The 18,309-nt window shown below is 47.3% G+C and carries 14 protein-coding genes; 13 read left to right on the top strand and 1 reads right to left on the bottom strand.

Annotation, left to right across the window (positions count from 1 at the left end):
- Positions 1-34: 34 nt before the first annotated feature.
- The 5 genes from AOC21_RS06110 to AOC21_RS06090 all read left to right on the top strand — a co-directional run bounded on the left by AOC21_RS06110 (position 35) and on the right by AOC21_RS06090 (position 6,455).
- Entirely contained in the window at positions 35-1,903 is a 1,869-nt protein-coding gene (locus tag AOC21_RS06110) for an extracellular solute-binding protein (RefSeq protein WP_215391127.1), read from the top strand.
- 11 nt (positions 1,904-1,914) lie between these two features.
- Complete coding sequence (locus AOC21_RS06105; RefSeq protein ID WP_215391126.1) at positions 1,915-2,979, top strand: microcin C ABC transporter permease YejB; 1,065 nt, start codon at positions 1,915-1,917, stop codon at positions 2,977-2,979.
- On the top strand, positions 2,976-4,001 hold the full coding sequence (locus AOC21_RS06100; protein WP_215391125.1) for an ABC transporter permease: 1,026 nt from the start codon (positions 2,976-2,978) through the stop codon (positions 3,999-4,001). Before AOC21_RS06105 ends, AOC21_RS06100 begins: the two co-directional genes overlap by 4 nt.
- Positions 3,998-5,659, top strand: coding sequence for an ABC transporter ATP-binding protein (locus AOC21_RS06095; RefSeq protein WP_215391124.1), 1,662 nt, complete (start codon positions 3,998-4,000; stop codon positions 5,657-5,659). Before AOC21_RS06100 ends, AOC21_RS06095 begins: the two co-directional genes overlap by 4 nt.
- A 148-nt stretch (positions 5,660-5,807) precedes the next feature.
- Positions 5,808-6,455, top strand: a complete 648-nt coding sequence (locus AOC21_RS06090) for a C40 family peptidase (RefSeq protein ID WP_215391123.1) — start codon at positions 5,808-5,810, stop codon at positions 6,453-6,455.
- A 26-nt stretch (positions 6,456-6,481) separates the two neighbouring features.
- Here the strand turns inward: AOC21_RS06090 and AOC21_RS06085 are convergent, their stop codons facing one another.
- On the bottom strand, positions 6,482-7,360 hold the full coding sequence (locus AOC21_RS06085) for a patatin-like phospholipase family protein (protein WP_215392779.1): 879 nt from the start codon (positions 7,358-7,360) through the stop codon (positions 6,482-6,484).
- 241 nt (positions 7,361-7,601) lie between these two features.
- Here AOC21_RS06085 and scpB point away from each other — a divergent pair, with 241 nt between their 5' ends.
- The 8 genes from scpB to typA all read left to right on the top strand — a co-directional run bounded on the left by scpB (position 7,602) and on the right by typA (position 18,268).
- Complete coding sequence (gene scpB / locus AOC21_RS06080; RefSeq protein WP_215391122.1) at positions 7,602-8,354, top strand: SMC-Scp complex subunit ScpB; 753 nt, start codon at positions 7,602-7,604, stop codon at positions 8,352-8,354.
- A gap of 6 nt (positions 8,355-8,360) precedes the next feature.
- Entirely contained in the window at positions 8,361-10,166 is a 1,806-nt protein-coding gene (locus AOC21_RS06075) for a pseudouridine synthase (protein ID WP_215391121.1), read from the top strand.
- 173 nt (positions 10,167-10,339) lie between these two features.
- Positions 10,340-10,831, top strand: coding sequence for a ribosome maturation factor RimP (gene rimP / locus AOC21_RS06070; protein WP_215391120.1), 492 nt, complete (start codon positions 10,340-10,342; stop codon positions 10,829-10,831).
- The gene (gene nusA, locus AOC21_RS06065) at positions 10,828-12,309 is read left to right on the top strand and encodes a transcription termination factor NusA (RefSeq protein WP_215346624.1); all 1,482 of its coding nucleotides are present in this window, start codon (positions 10,828-10,830) and stop codon (positions 12,307-12,309) included. Before rimP ends, nusA begins: the two co-directional genes overlap by 4 nt.
- A 13-nt stretch (positions 12,310-12,322) precedes the next feature.
- Entirely contained in the window at positions 12,323-15,082 is a 2,760-nt protein-coding gene (gene infB, locus AOC21_RS06060) for a translation initiation factor IF-2 (protein WP_215391119.1), read from the top strand.
- A 14-nt stretch (positions 15,083-15,096) separates the two neighbouring features.
- On the top strand, positions 15,097-15,465 hold the full coding sequence (rbfA, locus tag AOC21_RS06055; RefSeq protein WP_215346622.1) for a 30S ribosome-binding factor RbfA: 369 nt from the start codon (positions 15,097-15,099) through the stop codon (positions 15,463-15,465).
- 3 nt (positions 15,466-15,468) lie between these two features.
- A complete protein-coding gene (gene truB / locus AOC21_RS06050) occupies positions 15,469-16,380 on the top strand; it encodes a tRNA pseudouridine(55) synthase TruB (protein ID WP_215391118.1) in 912 nt (303 codons plus the stop codon).
- 70 nt (positions 16,381-16,450) lie between these two features.
- Positions 16,451-18,268, top strand: a complete 1,818-nt coding sequence (gene typA / locus AOC21_RS06045) for a translational GTPase TypA (RefSeq protein WP_215391117.1) — start codon at positions 16,451-16,453, stop codon at positions 18,266-18,268.
- Positions 18,269-18,309: the final 41 nt, after the last annotated feature.

Raw genomic sequence — 18,309 nt, 5'->3', positions numbered from 1 at the left:
CAAATATGATTAGCTATCTACAATTGTTGCATATATGCCTAAGCTAAAACCCATTCGCCAAATTGCCTATTTAATGCTGCTAGCCCTGCTAGTAGGGCTTGGGACCAATGTAGTTCAGGCGGGACAGGGTATTGCCCAATACGGAAAGCCTAAGTATTCAGAGGGTTTTGCCCATTTTGACTACGTCAACCCGAATGCACCCCGCGGCGGAACCTTGGTCTTGCCCAATCCAGGCCAAAGAACCAGCTTTGATAAGTTCAATCCGTATACCTTGCGCGGCGTAACAGCTCCAGGGATAGATTTGATGTTTGAATCTCTGGCTGAGGGAAGTGCGGATGAGGTTTCCAGTATTTATGGTTTATTGGCGGACGATATTGAAGTAGCCAAGGATCGCAAGTCAGTGACCTTTCATATTCGCGCAGAAGCTAAATTTTCTGATGGCACTCCAGTATTAGCGGCAGATGTAAAACATAGCTTCGATACATTGATGAGCGGCCTTGCGCATCCTCGTTACAAAACGACTTTTGCTGATGTGAAGCAAGCCGTTGTAATTTCTGATCGCGTAGTGCGCTTCGACTTTAGAAATAACAATACTGAATTACCGATTATGGTCGGCACCTTGCCTATCTTTTCACGTAACTGGGGTAAGCGTCCAGACGGCACAATGATTGCGTTTGACAAGCTTGCCTTTGAGGCGCCAATTGGTAGTGGCCCATACTTGATTGAGTCCTTTAAGGCTGGCAAGTCCATTACCTATAAGCGAAATCCGCAGTACTGGGTTGATCAACTCAGCAAGCCATTAAATGTAAGAGTAGGTTTTTATAACTTTGATCGCGTCCTATACAAACTATATAGCGATGACGCTGTGAGGTTGGAGGCCTTCAAGGCCGGTGAGTTTGATGCTCTCGTTGAGTATCGAGCCAAGATTTGGGCTAAGGGTTATGTGGGCTCGAAATTTGATAATGGCATGCTCTTGAAGAAGGCTTTTGTTAATCATAATGGCGCTGGCATGCAGGGCTTTGCTATGAATGTGCGCAAGCCGACTTTGCAAGATCCGCGCGTACGTCAAGCATTGGGATTGGCTCTCGATTTTGAATGGCTCAATCGTCAAATATTTTTTGATCAATATGGCCGCATCAATAGCTTTTTTACGAATAGTGATCTCAGTGCCAACTTTGATGGTCCACGTAAGCCTACTGAGGCAGAGTTGAAGTTACTTAGACCATTGAAGACAAAATATCCGCAGTGGGTTCCAGATGCTGTATTTGGACCGATGCCCGCTCCACCTTCAACAAAGTCACCAAGTAGTCTGCGTCAAAATCTCCGTCAAGCGCGCGAATTACTCATGCATGCGGGTTGGCAGTATCGTGATGGCGCCTTAAGGAATGAGAAGGGCGAGCCATTTCGGATTGAGATGGTGGAGAACGGCGGATTTTTCTTGAGGGTGCTTTCTGCTTATGGTCGAAATTTAGAAAAGCTGGGCATTCAATTAGATATTCGTACAAGCGATTTTGCTTTGTATCAAAAGCGTATGGACGAGTATGACTTTGATATGACAACTACCCGTTTCCCTGATTCGCAAAACCCTGGCAATGAATTATGGGATCGATTTGGTAGCCAAGCTGCTAAAACAAAGGGTTCAGACAACATCATCGGCATACAGTCGCCAGTCGTGGACGCTTTAATCGAAGAGATTACGAAAGCACAGAATCGTGAAGAGTTACGTGCTGCATGTAGAGCGCTAGATCGAGTTCTATGGAATAGTTATTACGTTGTACCTCAGTGGTACAACCCCACACATCGCATAGCCTTCCGTAATGAAATGCGTTACCCAGAGCCTCCGTTGTATTACCAAGCTGAACCTTGGATCATGCAAAACTGGTGGAAAGAGGAGTCTAAATAATGCAAGGAAATATGCGCTCCTACATCTTTAAGCGCTTGCTGTTAATGATCCCAACCTTATTGGGCGTGCTGACCTTGACCTTTGCAGTGGTGCAATTTGTCCCTGGCGGTCCAGTTGAGCAAATGATCCTAGAGTTAAAAGGGAAGGGCGATGCGGCAGTTGGAGGCACTGAATCATCCGGTGCGGGAGCGACTTACCGTGGACGTCAGGGTATTGATGCACAGCGCTTAGAAGAGGTCAAAGCTCTCTATGGATTTGATAAGCCGCCACTAGAACGTTATTTCATGATGTTGGGACGCTTTGCAAGATTTGATTTGGGACAAAGTTATTACCAACACGAAAGCGTTTGGAGTTTGGTGGTCTCTAAGTTGCCGGTCTCCATCAGCATCGGTCTATGGACTTTCTTTATTACGTATTTAGTGTCGATTCCATTGGGTATTGCCAAAGCAGTGCGCGACGGCTCACGCTTTGATGCAATCACGAGCAGCATGATTCTGGTGGGATATGCAATTCCAGGATTTGTGCTGGGAGTCCTACTGCTCGTACTCTTTGGTGGCGGTAGCTTCTTGCAGCTATTCCCATTGCGAGGGTTAACCTCAGATAACTGGAGTGACCTGAGCTTGATTGGCAAGGTCATGGATTACTTGTGGCATTTGGTATTGCCGATTACTGCATCAGTTCTGGGTAGTTTTGCTGTGGTTACTATGCTGACCAAAAATTCCTTCTTAGAAGAGATCCGCAAACAGTATGTTCTGACTGCGCGTGCTAAGGGGCTTACTGAAAAGCAAGTGCTATGGAAGCATGTATTCCGCAATGCACTCTTGCCGCTAGTGACAGGTTTCCCAGCGGCATTTATTGGGGCATTCTTTACTGGTTCACTATTGATCGAGACGCTGTTCTCATTAGATGGGCTTGGCTTGCTTTCTTATGAGTCCGTCATGCGTCGTGACTACCCGGTGGTCTTTGGTACCTTATATTTATTTACTTTAATTGGCTTATTTACTAAGTTAATTTCTGATCTTTGCTATGTATATGTAGACCCACGGATTCAGTTTGGTGCGGGAGGGGGCTCATGAGTCGTTGGCTACGCTTTAAAAATAGTCGCATGGGTTATGCAAGCCTATGGATCTTCATGATCCTATTTGGCTTATCGATGTGTGCCGAGTTGATTGCGAATGACAAGCCTTTAGTAGTTCGCTATGAAGGCCATTTCTATTTCCCCATCGCGAAAAGCCAACCTGAAACTGTTTTTGGTGGCGACTTTGCCACTCCTACAGACTTCTTAGACCCAGATATTCGCCGCAATATCACTAGCAATGGGAATTGGGCGATCTATCCGCCAATTCACTATAGCTATGAAACGCTGAACTATTTTTCAAAGGCGCCTAATCCTGCGCCGCCGTCTTGGGAGAACTGGCTGGGGACTGATGATCGTGGGCGCGATGTATTGGCGCGTTTGATCTATGGCTTCCGTTTATCCATTCTCTTTGGCTTAGCGCTCACGATTGTTGGGGTGAGTGTAGGCATCATTACTGGATCCTTAATGGGATTCTTTGGGGGCAAGTTTGACTTGATCTCCCAGCGTCTCATCGAGATCTGGTCAGCAATGCCTGAGCTGTACTTGCTCATCATTTTTGCTTCGATCTTTAATCCCAGCGTTTCTTTATTGATTATTTTGTTAGCTGCTTTTGGTTGGATGGGCTTGTCGGATTACGTGCGTGCAGAATTTTTCCGCAACCGTGCCTTGGAATATGTGCGTGCTGCAAGAGCATTGGGCTTAACCAATGTCCAAATCATGTGGCGTCATATTCTGCCCAATAGCTTGACACCAGTGATTACCTTTTTGCCGTTTCGGATGAGCGCAGCCATTCTGTCTCTCACCAGCTTAGACTTTTTGGGTCTAGGCGTTCCTCCAGGAACTCCTAGTCTTGGTGAGTTGCTTTCCCAAGGAAAAAGCAATCTGGATGCTTGGTGGATCTCCTTGTCTACTTTCGTTGTCTTAGTCGCTACTCTGTTACTACTAACTTTTATGGGTGAAGCATTGCGCAATGCTTTTGATTCTCGTAAGGCTGGCTTGATGAGTGGAGGTCGCTCATGAGCGAAGCTTCAACCCAAAAACCAGCCTTGTTGCGCTATGAAGATTTGTGCATTTCCTTTGGGGCGGGTCGTCGCGAGAAGTTTGCCGTCAGTCACCTGGATTTAGAAATCGGCATCGGCGAGCGGGTTGCTTTGGTAGGTGAGTCTGGCTCTGGTAAGACGCTGACTGCTTTAGCGCCATTACGTCTAGAGCCTGAGGGTGCCAAGGTCTCTGGAAAGATTCTGTGGAACAAAAAAGACGGTAAGGGCGCAGTCGATTTGCTCTCCATGTCTATGCAAGATATTCGGGAAATCCGCGGTCGTGAAATTGCGATGGTGTTTCAGGAGCCAATGACGGCATTGAATCCCCTGTTCACTGTCGGCAATCAAATTATTGAAGCGGTCCAAATCTATCAACCCTTGATTTCTAAGGCAGACTCGATTGATGCTGCAATTGACTTGCTTAGAAAGACTGGCATTCCTGAGCCTGAGCGTCGACTTCATTCTTACCCACATCAGCTCTCGGGTGGCCAAAGACAGCGCGCCATGATTGCTATGGCATTGGCTTGCAAGCCTCGCCTATTAATTGCGGATGAGCCCACTACAGCCTTGGATGTGAGTTTGCGTTTGCAAATCTTGGATTTGCTCAAAGAGTTGCAAGAAGAATCTAAAGATCATGGTGGGATGGGAATACTCCTCATTACGCATGACCTGAATCTGGTAAAACATTTTGCACAGCGTGTAGCAGTATTGAACCAAGGTAATCTGATGGAATCTGGCTCTACCAAGCAGGTATTTGAGCATCCAGAAGATCCATATACCCGCGCCTTAGTGAATAGCGAACCAGTGCGCGACTTGGCGCCACTCATGCCTCTGGCCCCAGTACTTTTAAAAACAGAGGAGCTATCAGTAGCCTATCCAAGTTCGGAATCAGTTTCTTGGTTTAAAAAAGCGCCGTCGCATAAGGTGTTGAAAAAAGTCAGTTTTGAACTCAAGCAAGGGCAGACCATTGGTGTGATTGGTGAGTCCGGCTCAGGTAAGACGACATTGGGTATGGCGGTGCTCGGTTTATTGGGCGATTCTGCTGCGGAAGTATCTGGCAATGTGGATGTGCTCGGTAGCGACTGGCAGAAACTCAAACCGGTTGAGAGGCGTGCAATGCGCTCAAGTCTGCAGGTAATTTTTCAAGATCCCTTTGGTTCTCTATCGCCGCGTATGAATATCTTGCAGATTGTTTCGGAAGGTTTGGATGTGCACTTTCCGAAACTGTCTGCTGCAGAACGCGAGACTCGCGTGGTGGATATGTTGAAAGAGGTTGGGTTGGATCGTTCTGCATTGTTGCGTTACCCCCATGAGTTTTCTGGTGGACAGCGCCAGCGGATTGCCATTGCGCGAGCACTCATCTTGCGCCCGCAAATTTTGGTATTAGATGAGCCGACCTCGGCATTGGATGTCTCCATTCAAAAGCAGGTTCTAGCTTTACTGACGGAGCTACAGAAAAAGTACAACCTGGCTTATCTCATGATTAGCCATGATTTAGCGGTGATTAGGGCGATGTCCCATGAGGTCATGGTGCTTAAGGGTGGCAAAGTAGTCGAGTTTGGCGATACCGAAACCCTGATTAAGCATCCCCGTCAGACCTATACCAAAGAGCTTTTTGCCGCAGCTGAGCTGACCTAAGTGACCGTAAGAGGAGGGTGAAAACCTTGCTCAAATGGTCTAAATTGGTGCATTTGCCCCGATTTAATGCGAAATTAGCTTTAGAAACAATGACTTAAGCATATAGTGAAGACTTGGTTAATTAGGGGTTCTTTGTTAAACTGATCCGATGTTATTGAAAAAAGCACTGCTTTCTAAAGTACTGAGCCTCAGTTTTGGCGCCATCATGACTGTTTCAGCCTATGCGGCCGATCCAGTGGTTGAGGCGCCTGTGGAAGCTGCAGTTCCCAAAGAGAGCATGTTTCAGGCTGGACGTTCTTATATTGCCCGCGTTTCAGATCGCTTGGCTGATACTGTTACCGGTAAATCTGATGAGCTTATTAATCGCGCTATGGAAGTCATTGGCGTGCGTTATCGCTGGGATGCTGAATTGCCGCAATCTGGATTAGATGGCAGTAGTTTTGTTGGCTATGTGTTTAAAGATAAGCTTGGGTTTTTATTGCCACGCAAATCGACTCAAATGAGTCGTGTGGGCAAGCCCATTACTCGTGAAGAATTGCAACCCGGCGATCTCGTATTTTTCAACACAATGCGTTTAACTTTTTCTCACGTTGGCATTTATGTGGGTGATAACAAATTTATTCACTCACCTTCTAAAGGTACCAATGTTCGAGTGGATGATCTCGGAAGTCTTTATTGGGATAAACGATTTGATGGTGCGCGACGTTTAGACGGTAGCGACAACCTCAATGATTCTGAGCGTCAAGAACTTTTGAACGAAGTAAAAAATCTCAAGCGTAAGTCGCGCAGCCTTTAAGCAAAAGCCCTGCAGGTCAATGGGCGCTAGCCCTTTAGCTTTTCTTTAATCAATCCCATTTGTTCTTGTGCAGCGATTTCACCTGCAAGAATAGCGGCATTTCTGGATTTGAAATCACCACTACTCATCTGCTTTAATTGTGGCTGGATCACAATATCAGCACTTTTGAGTTCATATTGATTAATACTTCTCTGCATGATGGAGATGGTTTGTTGCAAGACACCCAAGGTCCCGCTGGCATCTTGATGAACAGGTTCGGAGGAAATATTGACCGCAATCACTAAGGTCGCCCCCATTTGTCTTGCGTAACTTACTGGGACAGGTGCTACTAGGCCGCCATCCACATATTCTTTGCCGCTAATTACTGCCGGCTGAAATACTCCCGGCACACTACAAGAGGCGCGCACTGCTAACCCTGTATTACCAGTTCTAAATAGAGTTCCTTTGCCTGACTGCAATTCAGTAGCAACAATTCCAAGAGGAATACGCATTTGCTCAATAGATTTGTTTTGTACTTCTCGGTTAACCATGTTTTGTAGGGCATCACCTTTAATGAGTCCGCCAAACCGTCCGGCAAAGGGCAGACCCCAGTCCGCAATCGTGGCTTCATCCAAGTTCAGCGCCAGGCGATTGAGATCGTTTCCAGTAGCGCCTGATGCCAGTAGGGTGGCAATCACGCTACCTGCACTGCTCCCAACAACAATGTCTGGCCTGATGCCTTGTGCTTCTAGGGCTTTAATAACGCCCACATGGGCAAAGCCCCGAGCTGCACCAGCACCCAGAACCAAGCCAACTACTGGTTTCTTATTACCCATCAGGCTACAAGAGCTCAGGCTTACGCCTCCAAGGAGGGCGCCCATGCCAATTCCGAGGCTCCCGAAGCTCAAAAGTCTGCGGCGCCCCATGGAATCAGGGGTGTTTGCTATGGATAAAGGGGGTTTGGTGGAATTCTTCAGCATGTGGCTATTGTATTGAGCCTACCTTATAATGGGCGGAAGGTGAACGAAAAGGACTTCGTTTCAGCGCGGGCATATTCCAATAAGAACTGATGAGATGGATTGTCCGTAGTCGCTAGAGAACACCAAAACCCATTACTGAATACATTTTTAAAGCCTAATCAGGATTACTCCTGGTAGCCCGAATTTTATGGACGATCACAATAAGCGCGTAATTGAAACAGCCCTCCTATGTGCGCAGGAGCCACTCACCGTTGCTGATTTGTCTCGCTTATTTGTTGAAGACATCACCACCGCAGATATTGACGAAGCATTGGTCGAGATCCAGCGTGCTTGGGATGACAAAGGCATGGAGTTGGTGCATATCGCAACAGGTTGGCGTTTTCAGAGTCGCCTTTCAATGCGTGAGTACCTTGATCGCCTGACACCAGAAAAGCCGCCAAAGTATTCACGTGCTGTGATGGAGACTCTAGCCATCATCGCTTATCGCCAGCCCGTAACCCGTGGTGAGATTGAAGAGATTCGTGGCGTTGCTGTCAGCAGCAATGTGATGAAGCAATTAGAAGACCGTGGTTGGGTGGAAGTGATTGGGCATAAGGAAACGGTTGGCCGTCCAGGCTTGTATGCCACCACTAAACAGTTCTTAGATGATCTCAGTCTGACTAATTTACAAAGTCTGCCAATTTTGGAAGATGCTGCGCCGATGGCTGCTGCTGCGCAATTGGGTCAAGCGGTAATGGAGTTTGATCCATCTGCCACTGTCGAGACAGTCATCATCGATGCTGATGCACAAGAGGTAGTTGAGTCTGACGAAGCAATTACTGAAGTAATGACTGAAGAAACAAGCGAAGAAACAAGCGAAGAAACAAACGAAGAAACAAACGAAGAAATAAGCGAAGAAGATACCCCTGAGTCTGAAGATAATCCAGACGAAACAAAATAATAATTAATGACAAGCTCTAACGAAAACGATTCATCCCCGGTAGTAAATCCATCGGCAACCCCCGCCAATTCAGACGCAGCGCCATCTAATGCTGATGGCCAGAAGACTGAGGGTGGGGAGCGCGCGGAACGTGGTGATCGTCGCCCACGTCGTCAAGGCGCAGGTGGCAGTAAGCATCCCTTTAATAAGAAGCGTCCATTCACTAAGGATCGGCCACGCCGCGAAGGCGGTGAAGGCGGCGGCCCTAGAGAAGGCGGCAATAATCAAGGCGCCAAGCTAGCTCCCAATGCAGCAGAAAGCGAAGCTTTATTTGCTTCTGTTGTCTCTGGTGAATTTGATGCTGCTTTGGACGCGCCTGAAGTTGAAAAAGTTAAAAATCCTGATGGTGTGAATGAGAGCGAAATCTCTCATCAAACTGGTGCTGAGCGTCGCGCACAACGTGCTCAACGTTCGCGTGAAGATGAAGATTCAGATGCGCCAACAGATGAAGAGATGAGCAGTTTGCAATTTGCAAACGTTGATGATCTCCCGCTGAGTTTGCGTGATGAAGTGTGGTCTGACCTTGATGGTTTAGATGACGACGCTGATGACGAAGATACCGTTAAGTTGCATAAGGTATTGGCGGATGTTGGTATGGGATCCCGTCGCGATATGGAAGACTTGATTATTCAAGGGCGCGTATCGGTCAATGGATTGCCAGCTCACATTGGTCAGCGTATTGGGCCAACGGATCAAGTGCGTATTAATGGCAAGCCAGTGCATCGTAAGATTCAGACTAAACCGCCACGCGTGATCATGTATCACAAGCCAGCCGGTGAAATCGTCAGCCAATCAGATCCAGAAGGTCGCCCAACCGTATTTGACCGTTTACCAAAGCCACGTCAAGGACGTTGGATCGCGGTAGGTCGCTTGGACTTTAATACTGAAGGTCTATTGTTGTTCACTACTTCAGGTGAATTAGCAAATCGTTTAATGCATCCCCGTTACGGTGTTGAGCGTGAATACGCCGTCCGTATTTTGGGCGACTTGAGTCAAGAAAATACTGCGCTATTAAAGAGCGGTATTACGCTCGATGATGGTCAAGCTAAATTCTTGCGTCTAGCAATGGGTGGCGGTGAAGGTGCTAATCGCTGGTACCACGTTGCATTAAGCGAAGGTCGTAATCGCGAAGTACGTCGTATGTTTGAGGCGGTTGGACATGTAGTATCTCGCCTCATCCGAACCCGTTATGGCATTTTCTTATTGCCCCCACGATTAAGACGTGGCAAATGGGAAGAGATTGAAGCTGGCGGCATCTACAACCTGATGAAGTCTGCAGGCTTAAAAATGCCACAGCCGCAAGACAAGGGTCGTAATCCAAACTCCAGTCCCAATAATCGTGATCGTCGCCCTATGGGTGAAGATTTCCAGCCAGATCCAATGCAAACCTCAGTTTCTTATTGGGGTTCCCGTGATGCTTTAACGCTTGCCAGTGGTCATAACGGCCTCACCCATCAGGGTAGAGGCGGTAAACCAGGCGGCGGGGGTGGTTCCGGTGAAGGGCGCGGTCCTTTCCGAGGTCGCACCCAAGGCGGTAGACCTGGCCAGGGCCAAGGCGGTCGAGGTGGTCAAGGTGGTCAAGGTGGACAGGGCGGCCAGGGCGGAAATGGTCAAAACCGCAGTAAAGGCGGCAAAGTTCACCATGGCCAGTCAGCATTTGTGACTGGAAATCCTCAAAGCCCTGGAAATGGGCCCAAGCGTGGTGCACCAAAAGGACGAAAACCCTTCAATAAAGGGCCAAGAAAACCGCGTAATCCGGGCGAAAGCTTCTGATTTGTATCGGTTTTCTGCTAAATAGGCTATAATTTTGGTCTTACAGCAGGGTTTTGCTGTTTTGAGTAGTTACCGACTGATGTTGCGATCAACGTAAGTCGGCCTGTTCTGAATTTCGAGAATATGGGCTTTGAAGCCCATTTTTTTTTGCCATTTTGGTATGAAGGGGTGTCGTGAAGGATCAGCAGGTTATTTCTGCAGAGCTGGAAAACTTGGGTTACACGCTAGTGGAGATTGAGCGTGAAGCCGGAGGATTGCTGCGTGTCACGATTGAAAACCCGGATTACGAACGTTTGATTTCTGTGTTGGATTGCGAGAAGGTGAGTCATCAACTGAGCTACACATTGCCAGTTGAAAACATCCCTTACGAGCGTTTAGAGATTTCATCTCCAGGATTGGATCGCCCAGTAAAAAGCGCTGCTGATTATGAGCGCTTTGCTGGTATGCAAGTAGATTTGAAGTTGCGTGTTGCTGTTGGTAGCCGTAAGAATTTTCGTGGTGAGTTGCAAGGTTTGCTGAGTGGTGAATTGAATTCACCGGATGCAAAGTTTGGTTTGGTATTTGAGGGTGCTGATGGTCAGCCCTCTCAATTGGAGTTCTCTTTAGCCGAGGTCGATAAGACTCGGTTGGTCCCTGTTATTGATTTCAAAGGAAGAAAGTCATGAGCCGAGAAGTTCTCATGTTGGCAGACGCGTTAGCGCGTGAAAAGAACGTTGATCAAGCGATCGTATTCGAAGCGTTGGAGATGGCGTTAGCCTCTGCGACTAAGAAGCGCTACGCTACCGAAGATGTGGATATCCGCGTTTCGATTGATCGTGAAACTGGTGAATACGAAACCTTCCGTCGTTGGTTGGTTGTTCCCAATGAAGCCGGTCTACAAGAGCCAGATAAAGAGATTTTGCAATTTGAAGCCCAAGAGCAGCTCGCTGACATGGAAGTCGGTGACTATATCGAAGAGCAAATTGAATCTTTAGCTTTCGGTCGTATCGGCGCACAAGCTGCCAAGCAAGTCATCTTGCAGCGTATCCGTGATGCTGAGCGTGAGCAGATCTTGAACGACTACCTGGAGCGTGGCGAAAAAGTCATGACCGGTACTGTCAAACGTGCTGACAAGAATGGCTTGATTATTGAATCCGGCCGTGTTGAAGCATTGCTGCGTCGCGATCAAATGATTCCAAAAGAGAACTTACGTTCTGGCGACCGTGTACGTGCATACATCCTGAAAGTGGACCGTGAAGCGCGTGGCCCTCAAATCGAACTCTCACGCACTTGCCCAGACTTCTTGATCAAGTTGTTTGAGAACGAAGTTCCAGAGATGGAGCAGGGCTTATTAGAAATTAAAGGGGCTGCACGTGATCCTGGCGTTCGCGCAAAGATTGCTGTGATCACTTACGACAAGCGTATTGATCCAATCGGTACCTGCGTTGGTGTTCGTGGTACTCGTGTAACTGCAGTTCGTAACGAAGTCGCTGGCGAAGCAGTAGATATCGTATTGTGGTCTGAAGATCCAGCCCAGTTTGTGATTGGCGCTTTAGCTCCAGCTCAAGTGTCATCTATCGTCGTTGACGAAGAGCGTCATGCAATGGACGTAGTTGTTGACGAAGAGAACTTAGCAATCGCCATTGGCCGTAGCGGACAGAATGTTCGTTTGGCAAGCGATTTGACTGGTTGGCAGATCAACATCATGACTCCTGAAGAGTCTGCTGAGAAAACTGAAAAAGAAGCATCTTCCGTACGCCAGTTGTTTATGGATAAGTTGGATGTAGACCAGGAAGTGGCTGATATTTTGATTGAAGAAGGTTTCAATACATTGGAAGAGGTGGCTTATGTGCCATTGTCGGAAATGTTAGAAATCGATTCATTCGACGAAGATACTGTGAATGAGTTACGTACTCGTGCGCGTGATTCCTTGTTGACTATGGAGTTAGCAAAAGAAGAGCGCATTGGTGAGGTTTCACAAGACCTGCGCTCCCTAGAGGGAATGACAACAGAACTGATTGCTAAGCTTGCTGACAATCAAGTTCATACCCGTGACGACCTTGCTGAATTGGCTGTTGATGAGCTGGTTGAGGCGACACAAATTGACGAAGAAACTGCGAAAACGCTCATCATGAAAGCGCGCGAACATTGGTTTACTTCATGAGAGGAAGTAGTGCATGGCAACAACAGTAAAAGTACTCGCTAAAGAATTAAAACGTACCGCGCCAGACCTCTTGGAGCAGTTGAAGGCGGCCGGTATCGAAAAAGGTTCTGAGGACGATAGCATTACCGAAAAGGACAAAACTGTCCTACTCGAGCATTTGCAAAAAGCACATGGCAGTGCAGATAGTGGCGCGCGCAAAAAGATTACCTTAATCAAGCGCGAGAGCTCTGAAATTCGTCAAGCAGATTCTGCTGGGCGCACTCGCACTGTGCAGGTTGAGGTTCGTAAAAAACGCGTGCTTGTTAAGGCGGGTGACAAGGCTCCTGAAGTAGAGCCAGAAGTGGCTCCAGTAAAAGTGGAGGCAAAAGCTGCACCAGCTAAACCCGTTATTTCTGAAGAAGAGTTAGAAAAACGTGCAGCTGAGGCAACGCGCCAAGCTGAGTTACTTGCTCGTCAGGAAGCGGAAATGAAGGCAGCTGAAGAAGCTCGCCAAAAAGAAGTTGCTGCTCCAGTAGTCAAAGAAGTTGCTCCGGCCGATGAAGCTCCAGATGCTGCTGCAGCTGCCGCAGAGAAAAAAGCATCCGCAGATAAGGCTGCAAAAGATTTAGCTGTATCTAAAGAAAAAGAATTAGCAGACATTCGTTTACGTCGTGCTGCCGCAGAAGCTGAAGCTTTGGCGATTCGCGACATGATGAGTGCTCCCGCTCGCGTTCTAAAGGCGCCAAGTGAAATTGCTGCTGAAGAAGCGAAAAAAGGCACTTTGCATAAGCCTGCCAAAGTTGAAGGTGCCGATGATAAGAAGAAGGCTGTCGCCAAAGTTGGCGGCAAGACCATTAAATCTGCAGAGACATCATCTACTTGGCAAGAAGAAGGCGCCAAGAAACCTGGCGGCCTCAAGACACGTGGTGATTCATCTGGAGGTGTTGGTGGTTGGCGTTCAGGCGGTGGCCGTAAGAAGCAACGTCAAATTGCAGAAGCGAACGTAGATACCAACTTCCAAGTGCCAACAGAAGCAATAGTGCGTGATGTTCACGTACCAGAAACCATTACTGTTGCTGAGTTAGCTCATGCAATGGCCGTGAAGAGTGCGGAAGTAATCAAGTTATTGATGGGTATGGGCCAGATGGTCACCATCAATCAAGTTCTAGACCAAGATACTGCAATGATTCTCGTGGAAGAAATGGGACATAAAGCCCATGCTGCGAAATTAGATGACCCCGATTTAGATCTCGGCACTGATGGTCACGATGCAGAGTTATTGCCACGTCCTCCAGTAGTAACAGTGATGGGTCACGTTGACCACGGTAAAACTTCTTTGCTCGATAAGATTCGCGCTGCAAAAGTGGCTACTGGCGAAGCCGGTGGTATTACTCAGCATATTGGTGCGTACCACGTAGAAACTCCACGCGGCATGATTACCTTCTTGGATACACCGGGTCACGAAGCCTTTACGGCAATGCGTGCTCGTGGTGCTAAGGCGACCGATATTGTGATCTTAGTAGTGGCTGCTGATGACGGCGTTATGCCGCAAACAAAAGAAGCAATTCACCATGCGCTTGCAGGTGGCGTGCCTATTGTTGTGGCTATTAACAAAATTGATAAGCCGGAAGCCAATTCAGAGCGCGTTAAAACTGAATTAGTGGCAGAACAAGTGGTTCCTGAAGAGTACGGTGGCGATGTGCCATTTATTCCGGTGTCCGCAAAAACAGGTGAAGGCATTGATGCCCTCCTTGAAAACGTCCTGTTGCAAGCGGAAATCTTAGAATTGAAGGCACCAAAAGATGCCCCAGCACAAGGTTTGGTCATTGAAGCTCGCTTGGATAAAGGTAAGGGCCCAGTGGCAACTATCTTGGTTCAGTCAGGTACATTAAAACGTGGCGATATGCTGTTGGCGGGTTCAACCTATGGTCGCGTCCGCGCCATGTTGGATGAAAACGGTAAACCATGTAATGAAGCAGGCCCATCTATTCCGGTAGAGATTCAAGGCTTAGGTGATGTTCCTGCAGCTGGTGAGTCAGTGCAAGTAGTTCCTGATGAGCGTAAGGCTCGTGAGATTGCACTTTTCCGTCAAGGTAAGTTCCGTGATGTGAAGTTGGCTAAACAGCAAGCATTCAAGCTTGAGACCATGATGGAAAACATGGAAGAAGGCGCTATTGAGGCTAAGTTATTGCCATTGATCATTAAGGCTGACGTACAGGGCTCTCAAGAAGCTTTGGCTCAATCGTTAATGAAGCTTTCTACTCCAGAAGTAAAAGTTCAAATTGTTCACGCGGGTGTTGGTGGCATTACTGAAACTGACGTGAACTTGGCAGTTGCTTCTAAGGCGGTTATTTTTGGCTTCAACTCCCGTGCAGATGCGGCAGCTCGCAAATTAGCTGAGAACAATGGCGTAGACATTCGTTATCACAACATCATCTATGACGCAGTAGATGAAGTGAAATTAGCATTGAGCGGCATGTTGACACCAGATAAGAAAGAAGAAATCACTGGTCTCGTAGAGATTCGTCAAGTCTTCTTGGTATCCAAGGTTGGCGCAATTGCTGGTTGCTTGGTAGTTGATGGAATCATCAAACGCACATCTAGTGTTCGTCTCTTGCGTGACAACGTGGTTGTTTGGACTGGTGAATTGGATTCTCTCAAGCGCTTCAAAGATGACGCTAAAGAAGTTCGTGCCGGTGTTGAGTGCGGCCTGTCATTAAAAGGCTACAACGACATTAAAGAAGGTGACCAGCTCGAGGTGTTTGAAGTAACTGAAGTTGCACGTTCACTCTAAGCACCATAGGCAATATGCACAAAACTAGCCCGCATCGTAACCAGCGTCTCGCCGATCAAATTCAGCGAGACCTGGCCGAGCTTATTCCACGCGAATTGCGCAGTCCGAGTTTGGGCTTGATTACTTTACAAAGTATCGAGCTCACTCCAGACTTAGCACACGCTAAAGTGTTCTTTACTGTTTTGGGTGCTGAGCCTGAACATGCATTAAAAGCGCTGCAAGAAAAAGCAGGGTATTTGCATTCACTCTTGTTTAAGCGTTTACATATTCACACAGTCCCTACATTGCATTTTCACTATGACAGCTCAGTTGAGCATGGCATAGAAATGTCTCGATTGATCGATCAAGCAGTAGAGAGCGATCACAAAGACGAGACCAAGTAATTCATGTCTATACGAATCGACGGCGTCGTGCTTCTAGATAAACCAGCTGGAATGAGTTCTCAAGGTGCGGTTACTGCTGTCAAGCGCGCATTTAATGCGGATAAAGCAGGTCACACAGGTACTTTGGATCCGATGGCGACGGGTTTGCTTCCTATTTGCTTAGGTGAGGCTACCAAGTATTCACAAGACCTACTTGAAGCCGATAAAACATATATTGCACAAGTGAAGTTTGGCTCACGTACTGATACCGGTGATGCTGAAGGTCAAGTGATTGAAGAGTTGCCTTTGCCTGTATTTGCAAGTGATGCCGATATCAGGTCCGCATTAGACGCTTTGCTCCCAAAATTTACTGGTCCAATATCTCAAGTGCCGCCAATGTATTCAGCTCTTAAGCGTGATGGCAAGCCTTTATATGAATATGCTCGCGCTGGTGTTGAGTTAGAGCGCGCTCCACGAGATATTACGATTCACTCTATTCGTTGGACTGCTTTCAACTGGCCAGAAGCCACATTAGAAGTGAGTTGCAGCAAAGGGACTTACATTCGTGTGTTAGCCGAAGATATTGGAAATGCATTAGGCTGCGGCGCCCATTTGGTAGGTTTGCGCCGTACCGAAGTTGGACACTTAAATCTAGAGCAATCTTTTACGATTGAATCGATTCAGAGCGGCTTGAAAAATACTGCTGACTACATTTTGCCGGTTGATGCGCTTTTGCAAACCTTGCCCCATTTAACCGTGGATGAGCAGCAAGCCAAGCGTCTCGAGATGGGGCAACGTGTTCCACTCAATTTACCTTCCATCGAAGCATTAGTGCGCATTTATCGCGCCACTGCTGCTCCTCATAACTTTATTGGCACTGCTGATTGGCGCTCCGGGGTTTTGCATCCGAAGCGCTTAATCTCTTCTGCTCATTAAATAACTTTAACTTATTCACCCACTAATCTTAATTAACCCGAATTTATATTCTTAACTTTAGAAGCTTCACATGACTAAACGCGCACTTCGTAACATCGCCATCATCGCCCACGTTGACCACGGAAAAACTACCTTGGTTGACCAACTCTTGCGCCAATCTGGCACATTCCGCTCTAATGAAAAAATGACCGAACGCGTCATGGACTCAAACGACTTGGAAAAAGAGCGTGGCATTACTATTTTGTCTAAAAACTGTGCTGTAGAGTATGACGGCACACATATCAATATCGTTGATACTCCAGGACACGCGGACTTCGGTGGTGAAGTAGAGCGCGTTCTCTCTATGGTTGACGGTGTGTTGCTCTTAGTTGATGCGGTTGAAGGCCCAATGCCACAAACCCGCTTTGTAACCAAGAAAGCCTTGGCTTTAGGTTTAAAGCCAATCGTAGTGATTAATAAAGTTGACCGCCCGGGTGCGCGTTGTGATTACGTGATTAACGCCACTTTTGAGCTGTTTGATAAGCTTGGTGCAACCGAAGAGCAGTTAGATTTCCCTGTTATCTATGCATCAGGCTTGAATGGTTATGCAGGAGAAACAGAAGATGTGCGCGAAGGTAATATGCGCCCCTTGTTTGATGCTGTCCTGAAGCACGTCCCTGTGCGTGATGATGATGCAGATGGCCCCTTGCAATTCCAGATTTCTTCAATTGACTACAACAGTTATGTTGGCAAGATCGGAGTTGGCCGTATTAGCCGCGGGCGTGTGAAGTCAGGCATGGAAGTAGTCTGCATGAATGGTCCTGATGGCACTCCATTCAAAGGTCGCATTAACCAAGTATTGAAATTTAAAGGTCTCGAGCGCGAAATCGTTGAAGAGGCAGTTGCTGGCGACATCGCGCTTATCAATGGTATTGAAGAGTTGGCTATTGGTACAACCGTATGTGCAGTTGATAAGCCAGATCCATTGCCAATGCTCAAGATTGACGAACCTACTTTGACCATGAACTTCATGGTGAACACGAGCCCATTAGCTGGACGTGAAGGTAAGTTTGTAACTAGCCGCCAAATTCGTGAGCGTCTTGATCGTGAATTAAAGGCCAACATGGCTTTGCGCGTAAAAGAAACTGATGACGATACTGTATTTGAAGTGTCTGGTCGTGGCGAGCTGCATCTCACCATCTTGGTAGAGACCATGCGTCGTGAAGGCTATGAGATGGCAGTTTCCCGTCCACGTGTTGTCTTCCATGAGGAAAATGGCGTCAAGATGGAGCCGTATGAGAACTTAACGGTAGACGTAGAAGATGCTACTCAAGGTTCCGTGATGGAAGACTTGGGTAAGCGTAAAGGTGAGCTGCAAGATATGGTGAGTGACGGAAAAGGCCGTACCCGTCTTGAGTACCGTATTCCTGCACGTGGTTTGATCGGCTTCCAAGGCGACTTCATGACCATGACTCGCGGTAATGGCTTGATGAGCCACACATTCGATTCTTATGCTCCGGCTAAAGATGGAATCTTGGGTGAACGTCATAATGGCGTATTGATTAGTCAAGATGATGGTGAAGCAGTTGCCTACGCTATTTGGAAGTTACAAGATCGTGGCCGTATGTTTGTTAGCCATGGTGATCCTGTGTACGAGGGCATGGTGATTGGTATTCATAGTCGCGACAATGACTTGGTTGTGAACCCAATTAAAGGTAAGCAATTAACCAACGTTCGCTCTTCAGGCACTGACGAAGCAGTTCGCTTGGTAACACCAATCGATTTGACTTTGGAGTATGCGGTTGAGTTCATTAGTGATGATGAGTTGGTTGAAGTAACACCAAAAAGCGTACGTATCCGTAAGCGTCACCTGAAGGAGCATGATCGTAAGAAAGCATCTCGCGAATAATTTTCCAAGTTGCTTTAATTAGTCACGCTGTTAGTTAAATA

Source organism: Polynucleobacter sp. VK25 (assembly GCF_018687355.1).
In the GTDB taxonomy this organism is placed as follows: Bacteria; Pseudomonadota; Gammaproteobacteria; order Burkholderiales; family Burkholderiaceae; genus Polynucleobacter.
The sequence above is the reverse complement of the archived record's forward strand: the minus strand, read 5'-3'. Positions and strand labels throughout refer to the sequence as shown.

Excerpts from the sequence above, each read along its gene's own strand:
- scpB (WP_215391122.1), top strand. The coding sequence starts at position 7,602 with ATGGACGATCACAATAAGCGCGTAATTGAAACAGCCCTCCTATGTGCG.
- AOC21_RS06100 (WP_215391125.1), top strand. The coding sequence starts at position 2,976 with ATGAGTCGTTGGCTACGCTTTAAAAATAGTCGCATGGGTTATGCAAGC.
- infB (WP_215391119.1), top strand. The coding sequence starts at position 12,323 with ATGGCAACAACAGTAAAAGTACTCGCTAAAGAATTAAAACGTACCGCG.
- AOC21_RS06090 (WP_215391123.1), top strand. The coding sequence starts at position 5,808 with ATGTTATTGAAAAAAGCACTGCTTTCTAAAGTACTGAGCCTCAGTTTT.
- AOC21_RS06085 (WP_215392779.1), bottom strand. The coding sequence starts at position 7,360 with ATGGGGCGCCGCAGACTTTTGAGCTTCGGGAGCCTCGGAATTGGCATG.
- typA (WP_215391117.1), top strand. The coding sequence starts at position 16,451 with ATGACTAAACGCGCACTTCGTAACATCGCCATCATCGCCCACGTTGAC.
- AOC21_RS06075 (WP_215391121.1), top strand. The coding sequence starts at position 8,361 with ATGACAAGCTCTAACGAAAACGATTCATCCCCGGTAGTAAATCCATCG.
- truB (WP_215391118.1), top strand. The coding sequence starts at position 15,469 with ATGTCTATACGAATCGACGGCGTCGTGCTTCTAGATAAACCAGCTGGA.
- rbfA (WP_215346622.1), top strand. The coding sequence starts at position 15,097 with ATGCACAAAACTAGCCCGCATCGTAACCAGCGTCTCGCCGATCAAATT.
- nusA (WP_215346624.1), top strand. The coding sequence starts at position 10,828 with ATGAGCCGAGAAGTTCTCATGTTGGCAGACGCGTTAGCGCGTGAAAAG.
- AOC21_RS06110 (WP_215391127.1), top strand. The coding sequence starts at position 35 with ATGCCTAAGCTAAAACCCATTCGCCAAATTGCCTATTTAATGCTGCTA.
- AOC21_RS06105 (WP_215391126.1), top strand. The coding sequence starts at position 1,915 with ATGCGCTCCTACATCTTTAAGCGCTTGCTGTTAATGATCCCAACCTTA.
- AOC21_RS06095 (WP_215391124.1), top strand. The coding sequence starts at position 3,998 with ATGAGCGAAGCTTCAACCCAAAAACCAGCCTTGTTGCGCTATGAAGAT.